The organism is Rothia sp. HMSC065G12 (assembly GCF_001811455.1).
Lineage (GTDB): Bacteria > Actinomycetota > Actinomycetes > Actinomycetales > Micrococcaceae > Rothia > Rothia dentocariosa.
Map to the genome: position 1 here is coordinate 28,563 of NZ_KV804813.1, position 23,363 is coordinate 51,925.

A 23,363-nucleotide genomic window follows, 5' to 3' on the forward strand; every position below is an offset into this window, starting at 1 on the left:
AAGCCATAAAGCGTGCCGCCTGAGCGCCGCCTACCGCGAAAGAACCGCCACAATAAACTCGGAACCCTCGGCAAACGGACGCAAATCCCAGGAACTAAACGTCGAATCAACATTCAGCCCGACATCGCGCGCATCCTCAAGAAACTGCGCAAACGCATAGTCACGACCGGGACCGGAACCGTACCCAATCACGGCACGCCCACCCGGAGCCAGCACCTTCCGGAAATTCTCCAACACCGGCTTACGGGTTGAACGCGCAAGAAAACCCATCACATTCCCGGCACATACGATCAGCTCAAAACCATCCTCACCGGCATCAGACTCGATCCCGAGAGCCTGCGGCAAATCCACCAGATCAGCCGTAACCCAGGTGGCTTCCGGGCATACGCGGCGCGCCTCATCAATAAGCTCAGGGTCAATATCAACGCCGGTCACCCGATGCCCCAGCGCATGCAGCTGCTTACCCACGCGGCCCGGGCCGGAACCAGCATCCAGAATCTTTGCCCCGCGCGAGGCCAAAGCATTCACCAGGCGAGACTCACCCGCCATATCCTTACCCTCAGCCTCCATAGCCTTAAAACGGTCGATATACCATTGCGAATGTGCCGGATCGTTCTCTTTCTTGATGAGCCAGAGCGACTTTTCGCGCTCGCCGGGGGTGTTAAAACTCAATGCTGACACCGTATTCTCCTCGGTGGTAGATGAATAGATAGCGTGTGTGCAAACGTAGGGGTATCGTACCGCATACGGGTAAGAACGCGCCTCCTAGGGCATCTGCCCGACGGTATTCTGCTCGCTGTGTTCATCCGAGTTTTCGGTGCCGGTGAATTCCTCAATCAACTGGTCCATAACATCGGATACATCGGATGCGCCCCGCACCGGCCCGCCCGCCAACAGTCCGTCAGAGCCCAGTACTACCGCCAGTGGGGTGCCGCGGCCGAAAGCGTGCATAGCCGCAAATTTTGGGTCTATCAGCGGGGTAATGCTCTCGGGTACAGACGCAGTCTTTGCGTTGCTCACACTGCTGAAAACAGGATGCAGCTCAAGCTGCGGCAGTTTGTGCGCCCAGCCCGCCAGCTTGTCGAAGATCGACAGGCAGGCGCCGCATGTGGGGGAGACGAAGAACAGCACCCGCGCCTTGAGCTCGGCGAGCTCGCGGATCGAAAAATTCTTGCCGTCGAGCGTATGCAGGGTTGCGTACGGAATGGGCATGCGCACGTATTCTTCGCCGTCGCCGCGATCCTCATAGACGGGAAGCAGAAGATGGTTATCGTCGCTTTCGCCGAAATCTGGCTCAGCCAATGCCTCGCCGCGCTGTACCGCCCACATGGTGAGGGCGATCAGGGCGGCGCCGAGCACCCAGCCCCAATCAGCGGCGTTGAGGCTGTACAGCTCGTAGATAAGCGCCCGACCTGAACCCAACGATGCGGCAAAAACGGCAGCCGCGGCGGCGGCCAACGCGATATTGCGGATGAGCGTATAGCGGCTCACAGGTGCGGCGGATTTTGAGCCGAAACAATTGCACCCCGCGGTGCGGCCTGTGGCAAGCGCCCGCGCAATAACGATCAGGTAGAACAGCATGAGCATCACAGAGATGCCCGATACTGCGGTGAAGAGAAGGCCCGGCGCTGCGAGCATCCCTAACGCCAGAAGCAGCTCGGCCCAGGGGAGTGTGCGCGCGGTGAGCTTCAGCGGAGCAATTTTTTCAAGCCCCAGGTTGAGAATACCCGTGACGGTACTGGAAGGGTCCTTAGCCTTGGCGAACCCGCTCACCGCCAGGGTAACCGTGATCAGCGCCGTACAGAGAAGAAAAGATACGTTCGGAAAAGCAGACATGATTCCTTGAAAGTTTGAGTGAGTTTGTGTCTACCACAGATTTTACGCCTGGTGAGGGTCTGCACGGCGGATATGGGGGCGCATCCGGCGGCATAAATTTTGGGAGGGAAGCACATTCTATCGTGTTCGGAGTCGGAATAATACCGGGGTAGAATAGCTCATGAAGGTGTTAGGTGACTGGCAGAGTCAGTGCCGGATGCCCAGGCCGTGCGCCGGGTCGCGCCTTCGTCACCGTGATAAAAAATAGGGAGTTAAGTGTATGCCTATCGCGTTGCCTGAGCCCGTGTCTTTAGCTGTTGAAGCACTCGACCTTGAGGTCGCTATTACCGCAGCAGAAACCCAGGATGCGACTGCAGAGTTACCGCATGAAGAACTTTTTGACGTAAGCACCGAAGATGGTGTTATCCAGATTGTTCAGCGGGAACGCTACTGGAAATCCAAGTTTGCCAAGCGCACCTCGTTTTTATCCTTTGGGGGACCGAAGATCGTTATCAGCCTTCCACACGATTCTTTTCTTGACGTTCTGCGGGTTCAGACAAACTCAACATGCCGCCTTGAGGGTGTGCGCACCACGCACGCGGATTTGGCGGCGACCACGGGCACTATTCGCTGTTTGAACGCATCGTTTACACATGCGAAGGTGACCGCGAAATCTTCGTCCGTGAAGATGGTAGACAGTACGGTTGCTGAGGATGCGACTCTCACGGTCACGGGCGGCTCGGTGACGACGACCGGAACTTTCACCGAGATGCCGGGATACCGTATCGAGGATGTTTCGGGCAAGGTGCAGATTTTGGATCAGCCGTGCGAACCGGGCGACTCACACAATGCGAAGGGGCAACCCAGCGTGTTTATCAACTGCATCGGCGGGTCCGTAACGCTGGCGTAGGCGCTGTACGCTTCTTTGCCGGATCTCTTTCTGGTCGCATAAAAAGGCTCTTTAGTCCACTAAAGCGGGTTTCCACCGTTTTATAGGAATAAAGAGCCTTTTTAGCATCTATCCATCTGGCATGATGCTCAGCGGTAGAACGTTAACCGACGTACTGGTTGATTTCGTTCTGGAGTCCTTGAATGATCTGAGACGGACCAGGCAGAACACCACCTTCGGAGATTCCGTAGTGCTTGCCTAGCCACCAAATCTGTAAAGAAGCAAAAATAGCTGGGCGACCTGAAGGTCCTTCATCTCGTTTAGCTGGTACCAGCCATTTTGTCATCCAAGATATTGTGGGTGAGCCCTGAGCTTCCTCACGCGGCACCCATTCCCAACCTCCAACAAGTCCGGGACATTTATATGCATATTTAGAAATCTGAGAGCTGATTACCCCATCAACAACGAGGTTTGCTTGAGGGAACATGGCATTCATAAACCGCTGCAGTCCAGCTGAGGTTTCTTCGCCCCACCAGCCGTCGGCGGAGATGGCGTTAGCGGAGGTTGCGGTGACCAGGGTAGAGCCGAAGGCTGCAAGGCCTGCGGCGGGAACGCCTATGGCACCTGCCTTGAGCAGCTTGCGGCGGGAAAGGTTAGTGCTTTCGAGGGACATAAAAATATCCTTTCATCGGTGATGCAGATTGATCCTGCATTTTCACTGTAAAAGGATTCATCGACAAATATCAAGCCTAAATTTATTCTTCTATAAAGTTAAATAAAAACTTTTTAAATTTTTTCTGGGTATATTCATGAGCGAAATATTATTATATACGAATAAAATTTTAAGCATTTTAAAGAGTAGTAAAATACATTTATTTAATGAATGCTGTACGAAAAATAAAATATTATGCCCCAGTGGTGTTATAGTCCTTGAACTCGTCTATTGCGGATAGATAGTCTAAAGAGACCGCATTAGAACGCAGGGAGAGATAACGATGAAAGCCAGTTTTATCACCGGAATCCGAAGCATCGAAGCGCGCGAGATTGAAGATGCTCAGACCCAACAACCCGATGAGGCTCTCATTCGAGTTGCCTATGTGGGCATCTGCGGGACCGATCTTGAGCTGTACGACGGCACCTCAAACTATCTGCGGCGCGGTCTGACCGAGTATCCGCACCATTACGGGCATGAGTGGGTGGGCGTGATCGAAACCCCGCCGCAGACTGCCCACGGCACTCAGCTGAAACCCGGTGCGGTGGTCACCGGAAGCACCATGATTCCCTGCCTGATATGCAATTTCTGTCAGTGCGGGCGGCGGAACCTCTGCACAAACCTGCGCGAAGTTGGTCTTTATGAGCACGGTGGGGCGGCGGCGCAAAAGCTTGTGATGCCAGCGCACGTGCTGACCGTCATTGACGACGGTTCGGGTGCAGAGCCGCATCCCGAATATATTCTGGCCGAACCCCTCGTGACGGTCCTGGAAGGTCTAGCGAAAGCCACCCCGGAACCTGGCGATAGGGTACTCGTGCTGGGTGGTGGCACGATCGGCACCCTCGCGGCGCTGGTGCTGGAGCAGTACCCCATTGAGGTTGCGGTGGTTGATCCCTCACAGCCCGTGCATCTTGCCGAGCTTGGGATTACGGCCTATAAAACGGTGGACGCGCTCCCTGCCGGAGACTGGGATGCCGTGTGGGAGTGCTCCGGCTCCGGTACGGCGCTACAGGCCACGCCGTCCCTGCTGAGGAACGGGGGCGCGGCGGTGCTGATCGGCTTCCCGCCAGCGCAGACCGGCCTTGATGCCTCAGAGCTTGCCCTGCGGGGGCAGTACCTGGTGGGTGTGCGCCACGGCATCGACCACTACGCGGCTGGTGCGCAGTTCGTGCGGGAGCACCGGGCTGAGCTGGGGGTACTGATCGATCGCAGCTATAGCCTCGACGATGCACAAGCCGCCTTCGAGCGATTGGAAGCGGGGGAGCGGGAGCGCCCCAAGGTGATGCTGAGTATCGATAAATAGTCCTCTAATTTTTCGCCAGAAAAAGGCTCTTTATTTCAATAAAACATTAGAAAATCCGCTTTATTGAAATAAAGAGCCTTTTTGGCATCGACCCTAACAGCCGATACCTGGCGCGGCTTGGGGACTAGTTAATTTACCCAACCCACTGGTTGATTTCGTTCTGCAGGGCCATGATGGTCTGGGACGGACCGTCGAGCGAGCCATCTACGGAGACACCGTAGTGCTTCTGAAGCGCAGCAATGTCAGTCGGAGAAAACTTGCCGTCCGTAGCTTTGTTACCCAGCCATTTATGCATGCAAGTTATAGTGGGTGAACCCGTGGCCTGATAGTAGGGAACCCATTCCCAACCACCGACGATTCCGGGGCACCAGGTCTGCATAACTGCATCCTGACCGCTGATGATCCCATCAACCTCAAGGCTGGTTCCCGTGACAGCAATCATAAACCGTTGGAAACCTGCAGTCGTTTCTTCGCCCCACCAGCCGTCAGCGGAGATGGCGTTTGCGGAGGTTGCGGTTACGAGGGTGGAGCCGAAGGCGAGTACGCCTGCTGCGGGGACGCCCAGTGCACCGGCGCGCAGAAGGTTACGGCGGGAAAGGCTAGTGTTTTCAAGAGACATAAAAATATCCTTTCATCGGTGATGCAGCTTAGTTCTGCATTTCCACCTTAAAATTAATTATCGGAGGATATCAACCTTAATTTTTCCAAAGATATTTGTTTATACTTGCAAAAAAGACTCTTTATTCCAATGAAGCATGAGAAAATCCGCTTTAGTGGAATAAAGAGTCTTCTTATTATCGACTCCCAGTAGTCGACCGTTATATGGCTAGAAGGTGTTAGCCGACGTACTGGTTGATTTCGTTCTGTAGAGCCATGATGGTCTGAGAAGGCGCATCAAGGCGACCGTCCTGTGTGATGCCGTAGTGTTCTTGGAGAGAAGTGATAAGTCCTGTATTTAACTTCGTCTTGGCTGAAACTGGAGTCTGATCTACTTTATTTAGCCAGTCGAACATTAGCCTAAGTGTACGTGAGCCTTTCGCCTGGTCGTCAGGTACCCATTCCCAACCGCCAACAATTCCTGGGCAGGAAGGTGCCATACTCGAAGGTTGAGATTCAATCCTGCCGACCTCAGGAGCGCGACCTGTAGATACTACAGCGTTTAAAAACCGCTGCAGACCCGCACTAGTTTCTTCGCCCCACCAGCCGTCGGCCGAGATGGCGTTCGCGGAGGTTGCGGTCACGAGGGTGGAGCCGAAGGCGAGTACGCCTGCGGCAGGGACGCCCAGCGCACCGGCGCGCAGAAGGTTACGGCGAGAAAGATTGGTGTTTTCGAGTGACATAATGCATCCTTTCGTCTGCACTGCGGATAATTCCTGCATTTCCACCCTAAAATTAATTATCTAAGGATTGCAACCATAGTTTTATTCCACTAAAGCATGCATGAAAGCTATATATAATTTATTCAATATTGTTATATACTTAAAAGATTCTTGATGGTAAATAAATTAGGATTACTGATTATTTGCTTTGAAAAGTATTTTTAGCAAAAGAAAATATAAACACTAAATTCCAAGCAGCGTTATATTGTATTCTTCCGCAACCGCATCCCAATCCTTTCTAAACTTCGCTGCGCGTGCCCCGGACTTACAAAACACGCCTACGCGTTCCCCGGCAAGCGGGTTCAACATGGCGCGCACCGCATCCTCGGTAGCTGCAGACAGCGGAAGGTGTAAAGAATCCGGGTACTTCACCTGGGTTTCGCGTTCGCTCTGCTCGCGCACATCCAGCAGAATCTTCGGCAGTTTGTAGGCGCTCAAATCCGTCACGGGCGTTCGTTCCGGGTCTGGGGAGAGCGCAAAATTCTGGAAGGTTCCGCTCAACGCCTCGTAGGTGAGCAGCCGACCCTCAAGCGTCGGCAGCCCCGCCAGGAACTTGAGTGTTTCCGTCGCCATGAGCGATCCGATAACCGCCGTGGTAGCGCCCAGTACCCCGGCCTCGGCGCAGGATTCCAGCGTCTTTGGGGTTGTGGGGAACAGATCGCGCAGATGTGCTGACCCCGTGCGGAAGACGCTCACGCTGCCCTGATAACGCAGCACCGACCCCCACACCAGCGGAATACCGGTTATCTCGGCGGCATCGGCAATCAGATATTTAGTCGCAAAGGTATCGGTACAATCGACGATCACCGCAGGGTTCTCCTCGGCGAGCAGGTCAAGAATCCAGGATTCCTCCAGGTACTGCCGATACACCGTCACCCTCAGCGCCGGGGCAATCTCGCGGGCACGATGCGCGGCAACCTCAGCCTTTGCCCGGCCGCAATCGGCGGCACCGAACAACGGTTGGCGCTGCAGATTCGACAGCTCAATCACATCGTGATCGACGAGCGCAATCGATCCGACCCCGGCGGCGGCGAGCGCCTGCACTACGGGGCAGCCTAGGCCGCCCGCGCCGATAACGAGCACATGCGCATTGGCGACCGCCTGTTGGTCGAAACCGGGCAGACGGTTCTGCCGCGATACGCGTTCCGCTTCGAGAGCCTGCGCCTGCGCGGGGTCCTGTGGTGCTAGAATCTGCGGTGCGTCAGGCGCCGAAGAGCGATCATGTGAGGTCACATCCATGACACTAAACCCTCCGCCGGGGAGGAAGCCTTCGCGTGCTCGCGCTGGGGAATCCTGCCTGCGCTTCGCGCCAGATAGCCTGCCTCAACGGCGGCTTTCATGGCTCGCGCCATCGCCACCGGATCCTGCGCACGGTTGACCGCCGAGGCCAGTAGCACGCCCGAGCAGCCGAGTTCTATAGCAAGTGCGGCGTCCGATGCGGTGCCAACCCCCGCATCCAGCAGCACCGGAACCGTGGCGCGGGAGCAAATCAGCTCAATATTGTGCGGGTTCAAAATGCCCAGCCCCGTGCCGATGGGTGAGCCGAGCGGCATGACCGCCGCGACGCCCACATCCTCCAGACGCTTGGCGATCACCGGGTCATCAGAGGTGTACGCCATGACCGTGAACCCTTCTGCCACCAGCGTTTCACAGGCGGTCACGGTCTCGCACACATCCGGCAGCAGGGTGTCTTCGTCGCTAATCACCTCAACCTTAACCCAGTTCGTGCCCAGGGCTTCGCGCGCGAGCCGGGCGGTGATAACGGTGTCGCGCGCGGTACGGCACCCCGCCGTATTGGGTAGAGGCGCAATATTTAGCCTGGTCAGAAGCGGAAAAATAGGGGTACCCGAGGCGTGCCTGCGCATCGCGACCGTGGTCATCTCGGTGCCGGATGCGACCAGCGCTTTTTCGAGCAGGTCCATGCTGGTGGCGCCCCCAGAACCCATAATGAGCCGGGATGAGAACTCTTTCTCAGCAATAATCATGGTCACTACCCGCCCTGAACTGCGGTCAGCGCATCGACCCTAGCGCCCTCGGGCACTTCGGTACTCGCCCACCGTGAACGCGGCACCACAGCACCATCGAGTGCGACAGCGACACCCTGATCGGTGCCCGCCTGCTGAAGAATCAGCGCCTCAAGATTCGGGGTCGAAATATCTAATAGTTCGCCGTTATAGGTTATTTTCATGGATTATTCCTCTCGTTGTTAGTGCACAAACTGGCGGTATGGAGTAGCAAATCGCGTATCAGCGCTCAAACCTCTTCGGCGAGCAGGGCGCGAACTCCGGCGGAATATCCCCGCCCAAAAACACCTCCGCACCGGCTTTCCCAGCGAGTGCCGCCAGTAAAATTCCGTGCCGAAAATACCCGTTCGAGATCAGCTGCCGCCGCCCGGTCGCCGTGGTACGGTCACCAAAGATTGGCAGGTCATCCGGGGTTCCGGGGCGCACCCCCACATTCGACTCGATAAGCTCACATTCCTCCACCGCAGGAACCACCCGAATCGCATCTTTGAGCAGCTGATACACGCCGTCCACACCGGGGCGGGTACGCGTGTCCTCGCGGCTTGTCGCACCGATACACACCTCACCGCCAGGCCGTGGAATCACATAAACGGGCCGCCCGTTCACGAACCCCCGTACTACATGCTCCACCAGCGGATGCGGCGCCTGTAAACGCAGAATATCACCGTAAACCGGTCGCAGCGGATACTGCCCCGCCGCGCCCAAACCGGTGCACACAATATCCCCAAAATCCGGGTTCGTCACGCGCTCACGCACAAACTCGACCCCGCGCGCCCTCAACGCCTTCACGAGAGCCTGCAAAAACAGCCGAGGTGCCACCTGATGATCGCCCTCAATCAGCGCCGCACCCGCCAAATCCGGGGCAAGTGCGGGTTCCAGGGCACGCGCCCGGCTCACGGGAATCGCCTCGGCACTGCGGTTGAGCGAACGGTAATACTCAGAAACATCGCGCAGATGCGCCGCATCCGCACGGTCACCCGCCACCACCAACGTGCCGGTCGTATCGTAGCCGGTGGGTGCGTCCGTCACCGCAGCGAGCCTGCGCATGAGTGAAGGGTACGCGTTCGCGCTGGCAACCATGAGCGGGAAAAGCGCATCCTGCTGAAACTGCACTTCGGCAATAGGCGCGAGCATTCCGCCCGCAAAATAGCTGGCACCCGTGCCGCGCTCGCCGGGGGTTGGGTCATAGACGCGCACCCGCTGGTCGCGTTCGGTGAGTTCAAAGGCGGTGGTCAGCCCAATAATTCCGCCGCCCACCACGGTAATAACTTCTGCCATGATTATGCCTGCAATTCCGGGTTTTCCACGAAGGCGCGTGCCATTGCAACCCCGGCAACCCCTGTTACGCGGATGCTCGGGCAGTCTTGCGGCCAAATATCGCCGATAGCGACCACCGGAACCTTCGAGAGTTCGGCAAGTTCGCGCAGCCCTTCAATACCCAGCGGCGGGCGGTTTGAGGCTTTGGTCGGGGAGGGGCGGAACGGTCCGGCACCAATGTAGTCGATCAGGTGCGCAACGGTGTTAGCGCGCTCAACAAGCTCGCGGGTGCCGGTCGTGAGACCAATAATGGCGTGCTCGCCCAGCAGACGGCGTGCATCGGCGACGGGCAGATCGTCTTGGCCGATATGTACCCCATCAATGCGCACCTCGCGAGCGCGCAGGGCAAGGGCAACATCCACCCGATCATCAATCAGTATCTTCTGGTGGGGGAGTGCGATGCGCGCAATCTCTTCGGCAAGAGCATACAGATCGCGAGTGCTGATGGGCTTGGAACGTACCTGTATGCAGGTGGCATGCCGTGCCCGCCGCACCGTTTCGACGGGGTTTTTGCCGGTGACCAGATACAGCGAAAGGTCTAAAGGCGTGGCGGTTCCGGCGGTGTTACTGGTTGTCATGGGACCACGATTCGACTGTGAAAGTAGCGTTTCCTGCGCGCTCATGCGGGCGTTGCGGTGATTTTGCGACGATGCGGCACACGCAGATGTTTCCCACTCAGGCTAGCACACAACCTTTATCGCGGTTCTTGGCGGCGTTTTTATTGCTGTGACATGCTGCCAAAAACCACCTGCTCGCGGGGCTAGCTGGGGAAAATAAAAAAAGCCCTGGTAAACACCAGAGCATTTAAGAGCGGCTGATGAGCTGGAGGTAAAAAATCGTCCCTGATGGGGCGATTTTTTAGCGTAAGCGATTCCCGGAAGCCTAAAAAAGAGGTCTCCAGCCGTTAGGCTGGAGACACAAGTGGAGCGGCTGACGGGAATCGAACCCGCGTATCAGGCTTGGGAAGCGTGCGCTCTACCATTGAGCTACAGCCGCGCATCCGTGATCGGACTTAACCTAGTGTAGCGTGTGCTGCCTCGGTTCGCACACTTTGCCGCAGATTTTTATTTTTGACTTGTCGGCTGTTCTTTTTGAGCAATGGTGAAGTATGGAGTCTGGAGTCGGTATCCTTAGAGTGTGCTTATTTCAGACCGCGATATTCGACGAGAAATTGCTGACGGCCGTATCGTACTTGAGCCGTTTGACGATTCGATGATTCAGCCGGCGAGCGTCGATGTGCGCATCGACCGCTTTTTCCGTCTGTTTGACAACCATAAGTACCCGCATATTGACCCGTCGCAGGAGCAGGAGGAACTGACTCGTCTGGTGGAAGTTGCCCCCGATGAGCCTTTTATTCTGCATCCTGGCGAGTTCGTGCTCGGTTCCACCTACGAACAGGTGACCCTGCCTGCGGATGTGGCGGCTCGCCTGGAAGGTAAGTCTTCACTCGGGCGTTTGGGGCTTTTGACTCACTCAACCGCAGGGTTCATTGACCCCGGTTTTTCAGGGCACGTGACCCTGGAACTGTCTAATATGGCGACCCTGCCGGTCATGCTGTGGCCCGGGTCTAAGGTCGGTCAGCTGTGTTTCTTCCGGCTCACAAGCGAGGCTGAGCATCCGTATGGTTCCGGCGCATACGGAAACCGCTACCAGGGGCAGCGCGGACCAACCGCATCGCGCAGCTACCTGAACTTTCACCGTACAGAGATCCCCGTTGAGAAATCTGGCGACTAGTCGCCGTCCGCATGATTTTTTCAAGGAGATACCTTGTCGTTCAAGACAATGGCTTTAAGCCCTGCCGGTGCCGATCTGAAGGTTATTTTTGGTCCCGGTGTTCCCGATGCGCTGCGCGAGCAGATCGTACAGACCTGGGGGAGTCTATCCCCGCGCCTCTTCGATAGTGTGTATGATGCCCTTGAGGCTACCCAGTCTGTGGCGCACGCGATTGTGCTCACGGATGGGAGCGTGAATCTGTTTGACGAGCACCCCGACCTGGTGAACCCGTTCGGGATTCTGCAGATTCTTAATATTCAGAACGAGAAGCAGGCGTTGGAGACCCTGACGTCTAATCTGACGGTTGCTATGATTCAGCAGTTGGCGGGTAAGCGCACTATGCTGCATGCCGCCGCCATTGGGGATCCGGCTACGAAGCGCGCACTGGTGCTGGTGGGTGCTTCGGGGCGGGGGAAGACGACCGCCGCGCAGTATTTGGGGAAGAAGTTCACCTATCTGACGGACGAAACCACGATCGTGGGTGCTGACCGGGAGATTTACCCCTACCCAAAGCCGCTGTCGCTGGTAGTCTCTGATGACGAGCCGAAGGAACAGCGCAACCCTGTGGATCTGGGTCTGAACGCGGCGGACTGTGAGGATACGAGCTATACAGCCGCTCGCGTCGTCATGGTGGGGCGCACCGATGAGCCCACGAAACCCTATCTTGAGCGTGTGAGCCTGGGGGATGCGCTCATGTCGATTGCCGAGCAGACCTCCGGCGTGGCGCTCAACCCCGAGGGGGTGCTCTCGATTATTCGCCTGTTTGAGCAGTGCGGCGGCGTATGGCGGCTGGTGTATTCCGAGGTTGAAGATATTGAGCCGCTCGTGCGTGAACTTCTCGCCGAGGATGCTGTGCTCCCGAACTCCGAGAGAGTGGACGAGTACGAGACCTTTGAGGTGCCCGACCGCTTGCCGAACGTATACCCTAACGGCACGCAGGTTCTTCAGCGCATGTTTGGTACCGCCGGGTACTTGGTGGATGGAGAAAGATTCCTGCTGCATCACGGAGATTCACTGGATGAGCTTTCCGCATTCGCGGCGGAGTGTTGGATTAACGCCGCTCACGAACTGACGGTGCGGGATCACTACGGAGTCATGCGTGAGTTGTTTGAGGGGTTGCCCGAGGACGCGCATCGCCAGGTTGTTGAGCAGCTGTCTGAAAGCGGCATACTCACGATGCGCACCGTAGACGACCCGCTGTATACCGAAGAAGACTCGAACTAAAAACCCAATAAATACGCGAGCAGATAGCAATCCGCTATCTGCTCGCGGGTTAAGACTCGTAGGTCGAGGGGCGCAGGTCAAGGGGGGGCGAGTAAAGAACTACCGCTGCACCGCTTTGGCCGCTTTCTTTTCGGCGCGGCGTGCCTTGCGCAGGTGAAGCGCTTGTGGCGATTCTAACGGCAGGGCCAGCAGCAGGCCCGCCAGCACCACGACCATAATGCCGAGAATACCCCACACCTGAGCATTAAAAATCGTGACGAACAGACCGAAGAGCAAGGGGGACAAGAAGCTAGTTGCGCGACCTGTTGTCGAATACAGCCCGAAGAGCTCACCTTCCGTACCGGGATCGGCGATACGCGCCAAGAAGGTACGCGACGAGGACTGCGCGGGTCCCACGAAAAGGGCGAGAATGAGCGCGCAAATCCAGAAGGTCATAGGGTAGGGGAACAAGAGCAGGGGCACGGCAGCAATCAGGATGCCTACCAGCGAGAAAATAATAATCTTTTTGGGGCCCAGATAGTCATCCAGGTACCCGCCCAGCACCGCGCCTACGGCAGCAACACCATTGGCGGCAACACCAAAAATAATGACATCCGAAGTACTGAATCCGAAGGAACCAGCCGCCAGCACACCGCCGAAGGTGAAGATACCGGCTAAACCATCGCGGAAGATAGCGCTGGCACACAGGAAATAAAGGGTTTGCGGTGCCGTGGTGCGCAGCCGCATAATGGTGCGCCACAGCTCCTTGTAGGCTGCAAAAAGACCGCCTTGGCGTGCCGGAGAAAGCCTGGCTAGGCCGCGTTCTAAGAACCTGAGTTCACCTGTGGGAAGGACCTCCGGAAGCACCCGTTCGCGGCGGCGCATCCGAATTAGCAAAGGCGTGCAGAAGATCAGGCACCACAGGGCGGAGAACAGTGCCACTGCGCGAATATTGAAGGCGTTGTCGGTGCTCAGGTGCAGCCCGTTAGGCTCAAGTACGAAGCCCCACAACACGATAATTAGGGCCACTAGGCCGCCCACATACCCCGCCGACCAACCGATCCCCGAGATTTTACCGATATTATTCGGGGTTGAAATGCGTGGAAGTATAGCGTTGTAATTCACGACCGCAAATTCGCTGAATACGCTCGCCGCAGATACGAGAATCACGCCCAGCCACAGATGCGCTTCATCGGGAAATACGAAAAAACACAGTCCAGAGAACGCCACCAGAGAAAGCGTATTAACACCTAACCAGAAAATACCTTTACCGGATTTATCGGCGCGCTGGCCCGAAACCGGAGCGAAAAAGGCAATACAGAACCCGGCAATGGTCAATCCCAGTGACAGTGCCGCCGATGCATCCTCGGTTGAGCCGAAGTAAGAGCTGGTGAGGTAGACCGTAAAAATGAAGGTCATCATGATGGTGTCGAAGCTCGACGAGCCGACATCCCACAGCACCCAAGATGCAACCGAACGGCGACTGGTACTGTGGTCGGGAACGCGTCTAGTCATAACGGATGTGTTCACTTTCGTGTAAGACGCAGCTAGGCGCCCTCAATCTGGTGCTGGTCTTGTAGCTTACCCGGCGACACTGCCGTAGGCATCGCCTCCCAGCGTGCCGAGCGCCGTGTTCTTTTCTGAGCAGGAACATGATCAGCACATCGGAAAGGATGCGCACACCGCTGCAGCGTGAAGGCCGCGGGGGCGGCGCATCCACCCAAAATACACCGTGAAATTATGAGAAGAAACGGCGCTGTGCGCGGGCAATACCGACGCTTACCAGAGCACCCACCACGGAGGTGATGACGGTCCACACAATAACATTGCGCAGGGTATCTTCGGACTCGGGACCGATGGTAGGAGGTTCGTTACCGGTCACACGCTTCCACGCTGCGCCAAGACCTTTGCTTGTCAGGGCGGCGGCGGCCATATTGGCACCAGTGATAGCAATCTTTGCTACGGGGTTCATATCTTCTCCTCAAAAATCAGAAGTGACTATCCCTAGCCTATCGGCTTTACGGCTCAGATGCAGAGAACATGACCTGTTTTAACGCGCGCATACACGAAAAATCGGGGTAAAAACTCTAGAACGTGAGAAAAAGCACAGTATTGCGGGTCTGAAAGGCGTATACCAGCGGCAAATCAAGGAATCATATTACCGACCTGCCACACGTTCTTGTCATAAACCGATTCAAAAACTCAACGAACTCACAGAAAACGACTCATACAGCATAGAATGTAAACGTTTATAGGCTTCGAACTCTCGAAGCAACACGACAGGGGAGCGCCGCAGACGGGCGCTGAGAGTGCAACGCAGACCCTCGAACCTGATCCGGTTAGTACCGGCGTAGGGAGTCGAAATATGTTTTCTCAACACCTCACCCGCAACGGGTGTGGATGTTCCCCTTCCAATCATGGGAGGAAAATATGTCTCAAAAATCTCGCCTCAGCTGGCGGGTCAATGAAATCGTCATCGTCTCTGTGGTCGCCGCCGCCTGCGCGGTAATCTTCTGGATCTGGGATATTGCCGTAGACCCCGCCACTAAAACGCTCTTCGCGGCGGTTCCCGAATACCGCCCCATCGTCGCCGGTATGTGGTTGCTCGCCGGTGTGCTCGGCGGGTACCTTATCCGCAAGCCCGGCGCCGCGCTCTACTGCGAAATCGTTGCCGCCGTCATCTCCGTATTCCTCACCGGAGGCGCCTGGAGCCAATCAATCCTCATCGCCGGATTCTTCCAGGGAATTGGCGCCGAGATCGCCTTCGCCGTGTTCGGGTACCGCGTCTGGAACCTCAGCACAGCAGCCTTCGCGGGCGCACTGAGCGGGCTCTTCATGGGTGTCAACGAAATCATCATCTACTACCCAGACATGGAAATCTTCAAAGCCGTCATCTACGTGGTATGCGCGGTCGTCTCAGGAATTGTGCTCGCCGGGGTACTCTCCTGGGGACTCACGAAAGCGCTCGCTAAAACCGGGGTACTCGCCTCGCTAGCCTCCGGCGTGCAGGCACGTACCGCACGCGGATAACGGGCAGGCGGCGTATGTCACAGCCTATCTCAACGCTCAAACCCTCAAACACGGAACATTCTGAACCATCCGCAACCCAGGATGCAACCATGACCGAACCCCACAGTAGCGCCCCCGATACGCGTGCCCGCGGTGCCGCAATCGACCTTCACAACTTCGGTTGGCACCACCCCGGGCGCGAAAAACCCGCGTTCTCGAACGTGAACCTGCGCATCGAGCCCGGGCAGAAAGTACTGCTGCTGGGGCCCTCCGGCGCAGGAAAATCAACGCTCCTGCACGCTATCGCCGGGGTGCTGCACGATCACGACGGGCAGAGCCAAAGCGGTAGCGCGCGCATCGACGGCGTAGACCCCGAAGACGCACGCGGACTCATCGGGCTCATGCAGCAAGACCCCGAATCATCGGTCGTGCTTGCCCGCGTGGGCGATGACGTAGCCTTCGGCCCCGAAAATCTTGCGGTCGCACGTGAAGAAATCTGGGCGCGTGTTGACGATGCGCTCGCTGCCGTCGGGCTCGACTACCTGCCGCATGAGCATCCTACAAATGCGCTTTCGGGCGGGCAGAAACAACGCCTGGGGCTCGCCGGAATCCTGGCGATGCACCCGCGTGCCATTCTGCTGGACGAACCCACCGCGAACCTCGACCCCGAGGGCGTTCAGCAGGTGCGCGATGCCGTAGTGCAGGCGGTCACGGCAACCGGTGCCACCCTGATCGTCGTCGAACACCGGGTGGGCGTGTGGGCGCAGCATATGGACCGCGTCATCGTGCTTGGTGCCGACGGAGGTATCACCCACGACGGCGCACCCGAAACCGTGCTCGCCCAAGCCCGCGAAACCCTCATCGCCAACGGCGTATGGGTACCCGGGTATGTTCCCGAACCCGCCGCCGCAGCGGCACCGAGTGGGCGCATACTCCTGAGCGCCGAAAACCTTGCGATCACGCGGGAATTTCCGAGCAAAAAACAGTTACGGGCACGCCGACGGCAGCTCAAAACCATGCCGGAACCCGCACCCGTGCCCCTGGATATTCCCGCCCTGCGCGGGGGCATTAACCTGAGCATTCGAGAAGGCGAGCACCTGAGCATCCTCGGCCCCAACGGCGCCGGAAAATCAACCCTCGCACTCACTCTCGCCGGGCTCCTCTACGCCCCCAATGGAACCCTGCACGCGCACGAGGCACTGCGCGAGTTCGACCAAAACCCAATGGCAGAAAGCTCCCTCACCCGCGAGAAAAAAGCCGCCAGCTGGGATATTCCCTCCTGGAGTCCCGCTCAGCTGCTGGGGCGCATCGGCTACGTTTTCCAAGAGCCCGAATACCAATTCGTGCGTGGCAGCGTGCGCGAAGAACTCGAACTCGGGCCGCGCCGCCTCGCCGCCCTGCGCCGCGAAAAAATTGATGAGGATGCGCTCGCCGCCGCCACCGCATCCCTCGCCGAACGCTTGCATTTAGACGGACTCTTAGACGCCAACCCATTCACGCTTTCAGGCGGGCAAAAACGCCGACTGTCGGTCGCATCCGCTTTGGCGACGGCGCCGCGCGTGCTGGTTCTTGACGAACCGACCTTCGGGCAGGATGCGAGCACCTGGGGCGAACTGGTGCGCTTGATTCGCGGGCTTCTTACTGAGGGGGTTGCGGTGATCTCGGTGACTCACGACCTCGAATTTACGGCGGCTTTGGGCGGGCGGAGCATCACGCTCGAAAGTCTGCCGCATGAGCCCGCAGGCCGGAGTCTTCAGGAAGGGAAGTAGCGCATGAATACCGATTTTTTCGGGCCGAGTGCCGAGCGCAACAGCTGGTTTGGCGGGCTTAACGCGGGCGTCAAATTAGTGGTTGCGGGCGTGCTGGTTCTTGCGGCAATCCTCATTCAAGACCCGGTAACCGCGGCTATCATATTTGGGCTGGAACTGCTGGGGTTCATCGCGGTCGGGTTTCGGCCTGTGAATCTGCTGGCGCGCAGCTGGCCTATCCTGATCGCGGTGCTGACCACCGGCTGGAGTGTGGCAATTCTTGTCAATAAAACCGGTGCCGTTCTGCTCGATTTTGGGCTGAACACCATCACGGAAGGGTCGCTCGCGGCGGCGTTTTCGATGATGATTCGTTCCTTGGCGATGATTCTGCCGACCTTCGCGTTTGTGCTTTCAACAGACCCAACTGACCTGGGCGATTCGCTTGCCCAAACTTTCCGCCTGCCCGCCCGTTTTGTACTTGCCGCGTTGGCGGCGTTACGTCTTGTCGGCATCCTATTTGGGGAGTGGAATACGCTGGGGCAGGCGCGGCGCGCACGCGGGCTGGGCGCGGGTCAGGGCCCGATCGGGCGCATCAAAACCGGTGCCGGGCAGGCCTTCGCACTCATGGTACAGGCAATTCGCCGTGGTTCGCGCCTTGCGGTCACAATGGAGGCGCGTGGTTTCGGCACCGGCAAACGCTCCTGGGCACGCGTGCCCGCCTATTCCCGGCGTGATGCGTATGTTGCGGTTGCCGCCGCCGTGATCGTAGTGTGCGCTTACGGGGTTTCGTTGGGGCTAGGAACTCTGCGTTTCTTGTGGCAGTAGCCGCACCGAAGCTGCCGCTAAGTACTCGGTTCTGAAAAAACCGGGGTAAAGGCGCGGCGCAAATATCAGCCTTGCGCCGCTACCCCTGTACCTTAGCCCTGTGCCAGGTATTCCAAGAACCGGTGCGTGAGCTGCGCATCGTGCGCTAACGCCGTACCGTTCAGGTGTGTGACGGGGGCGAGCAGACGCACCGAGGAGGCGAGCCAAACCCCATCTGACTCGAAAAGATCCTGCGGGTACAGCGGGCCGTAGCCCAGTTCCCAGCCGTCGCGCCGCGCCGCCTCAAAAATAGCGCCCTGCGTGGTACCGGGCAGGATTCCGTGGTTCGGTTCGGGGGTGTACAGCGTCTTTACACCGTTTTCGATACGCGCCATCAGCACCGACGAGGTTGCCCCTTCCAGAATGCGGCGGTTGTCGGTCATAAAAATCGCGTCATCCGCACCCCGGCTGTGCACATACCGCAAAACCGCCATATTGACCGCGTACGACAGTGTTTTCGCGCCCGCCAACAGCCACGGGTATGCGGTGTTGTCGGCGGGGTCGTGCCCGCGCGGCAGCAGCATGGCCTTCACGCCGTTCTGCCGCTGATTCACAGTAGTTTCGGGCACCGGGGATGCGATGAGCAGGGTGTATGGTCCGGCGGGCATTCCCGCAGAGGCATTCGGCAGCCCGCGCGAGATAATGATTTTGACAATATGCTCTTCGCCGAGTTCCGTGTGAGCGCCGGGCACGGCCTGGGCGAGGAGGTTTGCCAGCGCATCCCGAAGCTGGTGCAGGTCGGGTTCGGGCAGGTCGAGCATACGCGCCGAAGATTCGAGTCGGGCGAGGTGCATATCAAGTTTTCGCACCCGCCGATCAACGGCGAGCATGGTCTCAAAAACGCCGTCGCCACGGGTAAATCCTTGGTCTTCCACGCCGATAAGCGGTTGGGTGGGGTCTACGGCAACGCCTTGCGGGTTCTCTGAATTTAGGAGCATTACGGAACTAGTCATGTTTCCAGTGTAGTGGCTCACGTGCCCTCACAGCAGTGAACGCCGAGCGGACCCAGCTCCCAGGTGGCGCTTTCGGCGATAAAGTATATGTCTGCCTCGGCGATGTCCTCGAAGGTTTCGGGGTTGTCATTGTACCCTTCGATGTCGAGCCCGATTTTGCCGTCCCGTTCGAGAGTATGAACTCCGCTGCATATGCTGATGAACGGGCCTTGCACCCGGTAGTCCGAAATATTTTTCAGGGTTACGGTGACGTTCCGCCATACATCGTCGTTAGCGGCCTTCTCCCAGCCGCCGTCTACATGGTTCCAGTCCACCGCGCAGAATCGCAGACGAACAGCTGTTCCACTTGCATAGGTTACGGTGATCGAATCCAGCCAGCAGTCGTAGAAGTGATTGAACCGTTTAATGATCTCTGCACTTGTGAGGTTTTCGTCGGGGCTCACGGTCAGCCTCCTTAAAATCTTAGGATTTATCAGAATACCAGCAGCTAGGGCGATTACGAGAAGAAGCGAGTTTCTGCTCGAAAATGATGATATTTTTTCATCTTTTCGGCAAAAACCCGCTTCTTGGGTATCAACGTCTTAACACGCTCGATGCGAAGCGTTAGCGCCCACCTTCGCCGCCGTCTGCCGCATAGTCGGCATCCTTACGCGGGGTTGTGAAGAGCACAAACGCGGTCATCAGTGCGAAGCCCAGAATTGAGAACGCCATCGGCATATAGGAACCCTCGCCGCCCATCGAAACCAAGGGGGCTGCAAGTCCGCCCAGAAGCGCCTGAATCGTGCCCATGACGGCGGATGCGCGCATCCGGCGTAAGTGGCGTGGGTGCTAAACTTTTTTGCCGCCGCTGGGCACATAAAAAGCCTTGTTCGTGAATAAAGCGGGATTTATAACTCTTTATTCACGAACAAGTCTCTTTATCTCAGGGAGGGTAAGCACGGGGTATAGCAAACGGCAGTGCAGAGGGCTACGCCGTGCGGTAGGTAAAATCTGCCTGCGCATACTTGGCGGAGTAGGTGGCGAAGAGGGCTTCTTCCTGCGCCGCCCAGCGTTCCCAATGCGGGCGGTACATCTCGCCGTCGCGGTCTATTGCCCGCCTGTATCGCAGCTCGTCGGGTGCCTTCACCACGATGCGCACATCGCAGGTACCGGCGATCGCCCCCACACCCTCACAGATAATCACGGTTTCCTGGGCGGGGTTGATCGTGTGTTTGGGGCCGGGCGCATCCGCGTGCCAGTCCCATTCTCGGTAGCTGGCGGGCTTGCCGTTGCGCAGGTTCCGCGAGATTTTCTGCCACGTTTTCGTGCCTTCTTCCAGCCCGTCCCAGCCGGGGTAGATGGAGTCGAGGTTGAGCACGCGCACACCGATTCCTTCGGCGGATAAGGACTGCTCTAGGAGCTCGGAGAGCCTTGTTTTGCCGCTTCCGCTGCGCCCGTCGATGCCGATGATCATCGGTAATGCGGTGGCGTTGAAGACGTTGGTATCGAGCGACCTCCCGTCTTCGTCGGTGGACGGCAGGGCGAGTTCGTGGCATGTTTTCAGGCAGAATTCCAAGATTTCTTCAACGTCGTTGGTCTCGTAGCCGTTGCCGAAACCTGTGCTCCACACACCCATGCGCTAGTTTTCCTGCGGGGTCGCGCTCAGCTCGGCGATCAGCGCCCGCGCCGCGGTGTCGATAAGCTCGGTCGTGTATTCGAAGTCGCGCATCTGCCCGTACCAGGGGTCGTAGATGCCCAGTTCGTCCAGGTTTTTACCCGCCATCGCGGGGTCGAAGGAGCGCATCATGCGGATTTTGGCTTTGTCGTCCTCGGTGCGCGCAAGCTGTTTCAGGTGCATGTAGTGCGGGGTGTCCATCGCCAGAATCAGGTCGTAGCGGTCGAAGTCTTCGGCAACGAATCTGGATGCGCGGTGCCCGCTGGGGTCGATACCGCGCGCGGTGAGTATGCGCCCGGCGCGGGTGTCGATAGGGTTGCCGATTTCGTAGTCCGTGATGGCGGAGGACGCGACCTCAACCTCAAGCCCCGCCTGGCGCGCGTGCTCACGAATCAGGTACTCGCCCACGGGGGAGCGGCAAATATTTCCGGTGCAGACAGTCATGATGCGGTACATGGTGTTAAGTGTAAATCAGCGGTACTGGAAAGACGCGGCGATGCGTCACGGTACTGCTGACTAGGGGCATCATCGTGGGTTTTAGCTAAATAATGCAGCCTCAGCTGTATTCCGCATATTTCCCAAGGGGCGGAATACAGCTTATGCGTTATTCAGATGCGGACTGTGAGGAGCCTGAGGATTTCTGCGTGGAGGCGGATTCCTGCAGGGACTTGGGCCAGAAAATGTAGGTGAATGTGGCGCAGATGATTGCAACAGCCATGCCCGCTGCAAACCCCCGCCCGGAGCCAAAACCGTCGAACAGGAGAGTACCAATGGGCAGGGCGAACATAAAGACAAGAACAGAGGTGAAATAACGTGTAAAGGAGCGAGACATGACGGACCCTTTCGTGGTCTGTGTGTAAACGCATCTTGAACGATGTTATTTAATCGGTAGTACTAGATCCCCAACTATGTTGGCCAGATCTCACTCCCTAACACGCCGTAACAGGAAGCCTTCCTATGTCCCTGTATAGGGGTGCAGCCGGTTCATATTTTTACATGTGCAGACCGTAGCTATCGATAGCTATCGATGCTTATAAACATTTACCTATTTCTTCCGATATGAAAATGAAAAACTCTTCATCTCATAACTGTGCATATGTGCGCTGAAAATTTACAGTACATAATCATAAAATCTAGAGAATAATATTATATTCCTACTGACATATCCGTAGGACAATCGCATATTTGAAATCTCTGATTAATCTTTGAGTCATAGCATTTTATTCATTAAATAATTTTCTAGTTTCAGGATCAAAGACAATGCATCCCTTTGGAATAGTAGTAATGGTTCCATCTGGGCTACGGTGCTCTTCAGTTTCTATAATGGAACTACCTTTAGCAACGCTAAATTCATTTTCTGAGCCACATGCAAACCGTGAGGTATATTCCATTACTGTTAGATCACCAAATTTAGGTTCTTGTGCAAATTGCGCGCCAGTAAATTTTGCACCTCCATTAAAATAAAAATCTTTCTTATTGAATACTGCTTCGGCAAAAATGGCATTTTTATTGAAAGCTGATTCAGTAAAGTCAGCTCTACCATTAAATGTTGCGTTTTTAAACGTTACATCTTTAAGAAAATCTGATTGGGTAAATGGTATATCTCTGTAATTAATACCAGCAGAGAAGGATGTACAATCAAAGGTGGCGTTTTCAATAAATTTTGTTTTAGTAAAATTAACTCTGCTTTTGAAGCTTGCTCCAGAGAATATAGTTATTTCATTAAACTTTGCGTCGGTAAAATTAGCTTCACCGGTGAATCTTGTTCCACGGAGGTCAAGTTCGTAGAAGAATATAGCATTTGTAAAGTTGTAATCAAAGTTTGACCAAGGCCCGGAGTCTTTCTCTTTGCTGTGGAGGCGATTACGTAGGCGGTCTCGTATTTCCTGCATAAGCGCTAGGCGTATATTTTGTTCTTCGTGAAATCTTCCTTGGTCTTCGTTGAACTGCTTTGTTCCTCCCTCATAGTTTTCAGGAGCTTGGTCTTGGGAGAACTCTTGATGCCTGATGGCAAGATCAAAGGATGAGCGGATATAAGCGCAAAGGTTGTTGATAATTATCTGCCCTTCTTTTTGACGCTCATCTTCCTTAAGCGATTCGTCTGCTAGCCATTCATCAATAAGTCCAACAAGTGCATAGACTCCACCGAGACGAATAGAAGCCTTGTTGCTGGATAGTTGCTCAATTGCTGTGGTGTACCTACTGCGTCGCCCAGAGTGTACTTGGCGTATATGATCCTGGTTGTTTTTGATCCTATCGGATTCGATTTTCTCGCGTTCTTGATCCATCGTCGCGTTGAACTGGCGCTGTTGCTCTTCCAAAATACTGGCTTGGTGAGTCTGTGTTTTCTTGTAGTTCTCTTTTTCTACTTCTGCTTTTTCACGGTCTACAGTGTTCTTACGATGTGTTTCGACTAGTCCCAGAACTGCAATAACCCCGCCTATCATATATAGAATGTGAAGGCGGAGCGTTGAATCGGTGCTATCAGTACAGCCGAGCATATAGAGTATCCAAGGTCCCAAAATCGCCAAAGCTCCGCCGCCAACTGCGAGGCTAACTAATAGTCGTACAAAGTACTTGCTAACAAATCTTTCAGTTTTACTAGTAGGATTAGTGGCGTTAGCTTCTTCATGTTCTCTTGACGTTTCTGCCATATTGGATTTTCTCCTTTGCTGTGGTGGACAGGTTTTTGTTTAGATGGAAATATAATTTGTTATATT

The 23,363-nt window shown here is 56.2% G+C and carries 26 protein-coding genes, 1 tRNA gene and 1 riboswitch; of the genes, 7 read left to right on the plus strand and 20 right to left on the minus strand.

Going from position 1 to position 23,363, the window contains the following annotated elements:
• Positions 1-30: 30 nt before the first annotated feature.
• Together HMPREF2804_RS03140 and HMPREF2804_RS03145 are read right to left on the minus strand one after the other, a co-directional pair.
• On the minus strand, positions 31-681 hold the full coding sequence (locus tag HMPREF2804_RS03140; RefSeq protein ID WP_070627252.1) for a class I SAM-dependent methyltransferase: 651 nt from the start codon (positions 679-681) through the stop codon (positions 31-33).
• Positions 682-765: 84 nt separating this feature from the next.
• Positions 766-1,836 carry a TlpA family protein disulfide reductase gene (locus tag HMPREF2804_RS03145; RefSeq protein WP_070627254.1) on the minus strand — a complete coding sequence of 357 codons (1,071 nt, stop codon included), beginning with the start codon at positions 1,834-1,836 and terminating at the stop codon, positions 766-768.
• Between the two features lie 259 nt (positions 1,837-2,095).
• On the opposite strand from HMPREF2804_RS03145, the gene HMPREF2804_RS03150 reads away from it, so the two are divergent.
• The gene (locus tag HMPREF2804_RS03150; protein ID WP_004005989.1) at positions 2,096-2,725 is read left to right on the plus strand and encodes a DUF4097 family beta strand repeat-containing protein; all 630 of its coding nucleotides are present in this window, start codon (positions 2,096-2,098) and stop codon (positions 2,723-2,725) included.
• Between the two features lie 142 nt (positions 2,726-2,867).
• Here the strand turns inward: HMPREF2804_RS03150 and HMPREF2804_RS03155 are convergent, their stop codons facing one another.
• The gene (locus tag HMPREF2804_RS03155) at positions 2,868-3,377 is read right to left on the minus strand and encodes a hypothetical protein (RefSeq protein WP_048778425.1); all 510 of its coding nucleotides are present in this window, start codon (positions 3,375-3,377) and stop codon (positions 2,868-2,870) included.
• Between the two features lie 322 nt (positions 3,378-3,699).
• Here HMPREF2804_RS03155 and HMPREF2804_RS03160 point away from each other — a divergent pair, with 322 nt between their 5' ends.
• On the plus strand, positions 3,700-4,719 hold the full coding sequence (locus HMPREF2804_RS03160; RefSeq protein ID WP_070627256.1) for a zinc-dependent alcohol dehydrogenase: 1,020 nt from the start codon (positions 3,700-3,702) through the stop codon (positions 4,717-4,719).
• A gap of 133 nt (positions 4,720-4,852) precedes the next feature.
• On the opposite strand, the gene HMPREF2804_RS03165 is transcribed toward HMPREF2804_RS03160, so the two are convergent.
• From HMPREF2804_RS03165 to HMPREF2804_RS03200, 8 genes are all read right to left on the minus strand, one after another.
• Positions 4,853-5,338: a chemotaxis protein CheA gene (locus HMPREF2804_RS03165; RefSeq protein ID WP_070627258.1), complete on the minus strand. Its 486-nt coding sequence runs from the start codon at positions 5,336-5,338 to the stop codon at positions 4,853-4,855.
• A 217-nt stretch (positions 5,339-5,555) separates the two neighbouring features.
• Positions 5,556-6,059 carry a chemotaxis protein CheA gene (locus HMPREF2804_RS03170; protein ID WP_070627260.1) on the minus strand — a complete coding sequence of 168 codons (504 nt, stop codon included), beginning with the start codon at positions 6,057-6,059 and terminating at the stop codon, positions 5,556-5,558.
• Between the two features lie 222 nt (positions 6,060-6,281).
• Complete coding sequence (locus HMPREF2804_RS03175; RefSeq protein WP_070627262.1) at positions 6,282-7,337, minus strand: ThiF family adenylyltransferase; 1,056 nt, start codon at positions 7,335-7,337, stop codon at positions 6,282-6,284.
• The gene (locus HMPREF2804_RS03180; protein WP_070627421.1) at positions 7,328-8,083 is read right to left on the minus strand and encodes a thiazole synthase; all 756 of its coding nucleotides are present in this window, start codon (positions 8,081-8,083) and stop codon (positions 7,328-7,330) included. Before HMPREF2804_RS03180 ends, HMPREF2804_RS03175 begins: the two co-directional genes overlap by 10 nt.
• Before the next feature lie 5 nt (positions 8,084-8,088).
• On the minus strand, positions 8,089-8,286 hold the full coding sequence (thiS, locus tag HMPREF2804_RS03185) for a sulfur carrier protein ThiS (protein ID WP_006888800.1): 198 nt from the start codon (positions 8,284-8,286) through the stop codon (positions 8,089-8,091).
• Between the two features lie 58 nt (positions 8,287-8,344).
• Entirely contained in the window at positions 8,345-9,400 is a 1,056-nt protein-coding gene (gene thiO / locus HMPREF2804_RS03190; RefSeq protein WP_070627264.1) for a glycine oxidase ThiO, read from the minus strand.
• A 2-nt stretch (positions 9,401-9,402) separates the two neighbouring features.
• Positions 9,403-10,017, minus strand: a complete 615-nt coding sequence (locus HMPREF2804_RS03195; RefSeq protein WP_070627266.1) for a thiamine phosphate synthase — start codon at positions 10,015-10,017, stop codon at positions 9,403-9,405.
• A 344-nt stretch (positions 10,018-10,361) separates the two neighbouring features.
• Positions 10,362-10,435 (minus strand) — tRNA-Gly (locus tag HMPREF2804_RS03200).
• Between the two features lie 141 nt (positions 10,436-10,576).
• Here HMPREF2804_RS03200 and dcd point away from each other — a divergent pair.
• Together dcd and HMPREF2804_RS03210 are read left to right on the plus strand one after the other, a co-directional pair.
• Positions 10,577-11,173 (plus strand): dCTP deaminase, encoded by a 597-nt coding sequence (gene dcd / locus HMPREF2804_RS03205; RefSeq protein ID WP_070521221.1) that lies wholly within the window; start codon positions 10,577-10,579, stop codon positions 11,171-11,173.
• A gap of 33 nt (positions 11,174-11,206) precedes the next feature.
• Positions 11,207-12,436, plus strand: a complete 1,230-nt coding sequence (locus HMPREF2804_RS03210; RefSeq protein WP_246824111.1) for a hypothetical protein — start codon at positions 11,207-11,209, stop codon at positions 12,434-12,436.
• 99 nt (positions 12,437-12,535) lie between these two features.
• Here HMPREF2804_RS03210 and HMPREF2804_RS03215 read toward each other — a convergent pair whose 3' ends face one another.
• Entirely contained in the window at positions 12,536-13,930 is a 1,395-nt protein-coding gene (locus HMPREF2804_RS03215; RefSeq protein WP_070627270.1) for an MFS transporter, read from the minus strand.
• Between the two features lie 223 nt (positions 13,931-14,153).
• On the minus strand, positions 14,154-14,387 hold the full coding sequence (locus tag HMPREF2804_RS03220) for a DUF4235 domain-containing protein (protein WP_004006001.1): 234 nt from the start codon (positions 14,385-14,387) through the stop codon (positions 14,154-14,156).
• 299 nt (positions 14,388-14,686) lie between these two features.
• Positions 14,687-14,789, plus strand: a riboswitch (TPP riboswitch).
• 56 nt (positions 14,790-14,845) lie between these two features.
• On the opposite strand from HMPREF2804_RS03220, the gene HMPREF2804_RS03225 reads away from it, so the two are divergent.
• From HMPREF2804_RS03225 to HMPREF2804_RS03235, 3 genes are all read left to right on the plus strand, one after another.
• The gene (locus HMPREF2804_RS03225; RefSeq protein WP_004006002.1) at positions 14,846-15,445 is read left to right on the plus strand and encodes an ECF transporter S component; all 600 of its coding nucleotides are present in this window, start codon (positions 14,846-14,848) and stop codon (positions 15,443-15,445) included.
• Positions 15,446-15,534: 89 nt separating this feature from the next.
• The gene (locus tag HMPREF2804_RS03230; protein ID WP_070627423.1) at positions 15,535-17,193 is read left to right on the plus strand and encodes an ABC transporter ATP-binding protein; all 1,659 of its coding nucleotides are present in this window, start codon (positions 15,535-15,537) and stop codon (positions 17,191-17,193) included.
• A 3-nt stretch (positions 17,194-17,196) separates the two neighbouring features.
• Positions 17,197-17,997 (plus strand): energy-coupling factor transporter transmembrane component T family protein, encoded by an 801-nt coding sequence (locus HMPREF2804_RS03235; RefSeq protein WP_070627272.1) that lies wholly within the window; start codon positions 17,197-17,199, stop codon positions 17,995-17,997.
• Between the two features lie 92 nt (positions 17,998-18,089).
• On the opposite strand, the gene HMPREF2804_RS03240 is transcribed toward HMPREF2804_RS03235, so the two are convergent.
• From HMPREF2804_RS03240 to HMPREF2804_RS03270, 7 genes are all read right to left on the minus strand, one after another.
• Positions 18,090-18,989 (minus strand): aminotransferase class IV, encoded by a 900-nt coding sequence (locus tag HMPREF2804_RS03240; RefSeq protein ID WP_070627274.1) that lies wholly within the window; start codon positions 18,987-18,989, stop codon positions 18,090-18,092.
• 17 nt (positions 18,990-19,006) lie between these two features.
• Complete coding sequence (locus HMPREF2804_RS03245) at positions 19,007-19,432, minus strand: regucalcin (RefSeq protein WP_070627276.1); 426 nt, start codon at positions 19,430-19,432, stop codon at positions 19,007-19,009.
• A 160-nt stretch (positions 19,433-19,592) separates the two neighbouring features.
• Positions 19,593-19,796, minus strand: coding sequence for a hypothetical protein (locus HMPREF2804_RS03250; protein ID WP_070627278.1), 204 nt, complete (start codon positions 19,794-19,796; stop codon positions 19,593-19,595).
• Between the two features lie 160 nt (positions 19,797-19,956).
• On the minus strand, positions 19,957-20,604 hold the full coding sequence (locus tag HMPREF2804_RS03255) for a nucleoside/nucleotide kinase family protein (protein WP_083308337.1): 648 nt from the start codon (positions 20,602-20,604) through the stop codon (positions 19,957-19,959).
• A 3-nt stretch (positions 20,605-20,607) separates the two neighbouring features.
• On the minus strand, positions 20,608-21,087 hold the full coding sequence (locus HMPREF2804_RS03260; protein WP_246824113.1) for a low molecular weight protein-tyrosine-phosphatase: 480 nt from the start codon (positions 21,085-21,087) through the stop codon (positions 20,608-20,610).
• Between the two features lie 160 nt (positions 21,088-21,247).
• Complete coding sequence (locus HMPREF2804_RS03265) at positions 21,248-21,475, minus strand: hypothetical protein (protein WP_070627282.1); 228 nt, start codon at positions 21,473-21,475, stop codon at positions 21,248-21,250.
• 388 nt (positions 21,476-21,863) lie between these two features.
• A complete protein-coding gene (locus tag HMPREF2804_RS03270; protein ID WP_070627284.1) occupies positions 21,864-23,297 on the minus strand; it encodes a pentapeptide repeat-containing protein in 1,434 nt (477 codons plus the stop codon).
• Positions 23,298-23,363: the final 66 nt, after the last annotated feature.